The sequence below is a fragment of the Mycobacterium sp. genome (assembly GCF_032161845.1).
In the GTDB taxonomy this organism is placed as follows: domain Bacteria; phylum Actinomycetota; class Actinomycetes; order Mycobacteriales; family Mycobacteriaceae; genus Mycobacterium.
This window is the reverse complement of record NZ_JAVRQA010000368.1, coordinates 1-3,151: the sequence shown is the minus strand read 5'-3', so window position 1 is coordinate 3,151 and position 3,151 is coordinate 1. Positions and strand designations below refer to the sequence as shown.

General features: G+C 63.9%; 3 protein-coding genes. All 3 read right to left on the bottom strand.

The genetic code is table 11. The features are described 5' to 3' along the window. The coding region (locus tag QOD90_RS20105; protein WP_526352593.1) for a N,N-dimethylformamidase beta subunit family domain-containing protein at nucleotides 1-2,029 on the bottom strand (2,029 nt) is incomplete at its 3' end. Beyond that, nucleotides 2,026-2,460, bottom strand: a complete 435-nt coding sequence (locus QOD90_RS20100) for a N,N-dimethylformamidase alpha subunit family protein (RefSeq protein WP_526352592.1) — start codon at nucleotides 2,458-2,460, stop codon at nucleotides 2,026-2,028. The genes QOD90_RS20100 and QOD90_RS20105, both read right to left, overlap by 4 nt. After that, a partial coding sequence (locus QOD90_RS20095) for an amino acid permease (protein WP_526352591.1) occupies nucleotides 2,457-3,151 on the bottom strand: 695 nt, incomplete at its 5' end. The genes QOD90_RS20095 and QOD90_RS20100, both read right to left, overlap by 4 nt.

The window sequence follows — 3,151 nt, the reverse complement described above, 5'->3', positions numbered from 1 at the left end:
GCGTTCCGAGGGTGGGGTTGTAGAAGTCGATTTCCGATCCCGCCGCGCCGCCACCGATGATGCCGAAGTCGCCGATGAGTTCGTCGTCGCCGATTCCGTCGAAGATGAACTCAGCCCGGGGGTCGAAGCTGTCCTGCAGCCGTTCGTAGTGCGTCGACCGGTCGAATCCCTGGGCAGACATCCCCACGCCGACCAGCCGTTCAGGGGCCTTGCCCTTGTCGCGCCACAGCCCGGCCGCCTCTCCCGAGGTGGCGTGCCGCTGCTCGGCGAAGGGGGTTTGGTGTGGGCGGGTACCTCCGGAAGCGCGTCGGACTTCCACCACGTGGGGATTATCGGGATCGTACGACGTAGTCGCGTAGAACCCGTTGCCTCCCAAGTACATCAGTCGGCCACCGTTGGCTGTGAATTCTTCGAGGGCGTCGAGTTCGGTGCGCGTGACGTACTCGGGGTGGCTCCCGGTGATGACGACGCGGTAGTCCGCGAGCAGCTCGTAGCCCTCGCGGTCCAGGTCTTCGTCGGTGATCGCGTCGAACTCACAGCCGATGCTCTCCAACCAGTGCGTGATGCAGAGATCGGCGGCGAGCGCCCACGGGCCTTCGCTGGCAAACGAGTAGCAGTAGCGCGGTTGCATGGTGATCAATGGTCGTCGGCAGCTGCTGAAGACCACTCCGGAGCCGTCGTTGTGCGCCTCGTAGCAGGATCGCCCGAACTCGGGATTGTCCTGCAGGACAAGGTCTTCAGCGTGCACTACCGGCGTATGGCCGAGGAGCACTTCCATGCTGTCGGCTTCGAACGCGATGCGATCGTTGGCGTATGCAAGGTACGTTCCGGTCGGGAACAGGACCGCGACGTCGCGGCGTCGTGCCGTGGTAGGACTGACGAAGAAGGGCACGTGGTGATCCATACCGGCGACGGTGAGCCGGAATGCGTAGACGCCACTGTCCATCGTGTCCGGCACGGTCAAGGTGAGAGCAGCGGGCCAGCCGGTGTCGGTGATGTCGTCGTCGTGGAAGAAGATGGCGTCGTACTCGTCCGCCGCCATACGGAAGTCTCTTGCCAGGCCTTGGAATCGTGGCCCGGTCACGGCGCGCATGGGTCCATTCACGCATTCTCCGGTCAAGCCGTTGGGCGACTCGTCGATCACGCGTGAGAGCAGAAGCCCGTCACTGCGTTCGCTCCGACCGAAGTGCCAGTGGGCGACGGGAACGAGCACCCCATCGAGGTGACGGTCCACCGTCACGCCGCCGATCTTTCCATTGAAGCCGCAGGCCGGTGTGAGGCGGCGGCCGTCGCGTGCAGCCAACGCGCCGATGCGAAACGGCAACGAGGACGGCGTGTATTCCCCATCGATGTTCCGTTGCGCCACTTCCGGCTTGAGGTTGGCGGCGGCGGGGACGTGCAGGTCGGAAAGATGCCGTAGCGGGGTGCATTCCAGGACGATGCCCGTCCCATCCGGGGAGACCGTGACGGCGAGGTGGTACCAGTGTTGCGCCATTAATGCGTGTTCCAGCCGCACGGTCTGCACGCTGCCGTCGGTTGCGACGGTGAACGTGGGTCTTCCGTCGTCGAGGGTTAGTGCCCAGCCTCGACTGAGTTCGGCGTCGAGGTTGCCCGCGATCGCCTGTCGAGATCCGGTGAGCATGTTCGATGCATTGCTGATGCGGTAAGCGCCGACCGTACCGGTGTGCGCCTTGCTTGGCAGCGTGGGGAATACGGCGAGGGACAACGACAGTCCGGCGGCCTCGGTGAGTTTCGACTTCGGGTCGGACATCTCCACGTACGAGCCAGGCACGCAGGCGTAATGATGACCCTGGTAGCGCCCGTCGACGTCGCTGGGTACCCGCGTCTCGGCGAATCCCGGTCCGGCGGAACCGTCCCAGCCGTGCTGCAGTCGGACGATGCTCACGTCGACGGCGTCCTCTTCGGGACAGCTGACGTGCAGGGACAGTGACTCTCCAGCCCGTGCCGAGAGTCGATTCGTATAGCCAAATGCCTTCTGTAATACCGGCTTTACGCTCACGTCGGTCATTTCGAGCTGCCTTCGTCGGTGGTTCCGGCGCTTGCCGACGGGGCACGACCAGCGGTGAGGAACGCTTCGCGGCGTGCGGCGAAGACTGCTCTCATCGCATCGTCCAGACGATGGAAGGTAGCGGGTTCGAGTGTGAAGTTTCCGAAGGCTCCTGGGGTGACTCTGCCGAGTTGCCAGGGACCGTCGGGGCCGGCCGAGTAGATCAGGTGCTTGCCCACGATGGGCTGGCCGCGCAGGAAGCGCAGGACCCTGTTGGCGGCGTCGTCGAGAACGCAGGTCGGGTCATTGTCGTGGAGCTGAGCGACGCGGTCGGTGAACTCCTCACCAATTCGTTCGTTGCAACGCCTTTCGAAGACATTGCGAAGTTCTTCGAGTCTGTCGGCGATCGTCCGAGTCATGGCGGGCTGTTCCTCTGCGATGTCGCCGATCACGTGTCGGACTGGACGAGGGAGCGTCCGCTCAGCCTGAGATAGAGGGCGACGGCGGCTCCGACCGCAAGCCACGTCAGGCCCAATATCTGCGCATGGGGGTTGGCGTTCACCAACGCCAGCAGCAGAATGGCCGAGCCGATCGCGGGCAACGCGTAGTGGACGAGGTACCGACTACTCTTCTCCCTGCGCCCGAAGTAGTTGATGACGGCGAAGTTCAGCAGCACGTACGCAGTCAGGGCTCCGAAGGTCACCAGCGTGGTGAGTAGGTCGGCTTGTTCCACTCCGAGGATTCCGATCGCCACCGACACCGCGGCGATGAAGATCATCGAGTTGCGGGGGACCTTGCGCTTGCTGACGCGGCCGAGAATGGACGGCAACTGCCCGTCGCGAGCCATGCTGAACACCAGGCGCGAGGACGTGGCATTGGAGGCAATGGCGTTCGCGAACAACGCGATGAGCGCATTGGTGAGCAACACGACGGTGCCGAACCACGACGTCATCGCGTGCCTGACCACGTCATAGAATGCATTGGTCGTGTCGTCGCCCTCTGCGAACGTCGTCCCCTTGGGAATGAGAACCGCGGCGAGACACACCTGCACCACGAACAGCACGGCGATCAGCCACATCACCCGCATCGTGGCCTTGGCCACGGTTGCGCCGCCGTGTTCAGCTTCTTCGTTGAGCGTTGAAA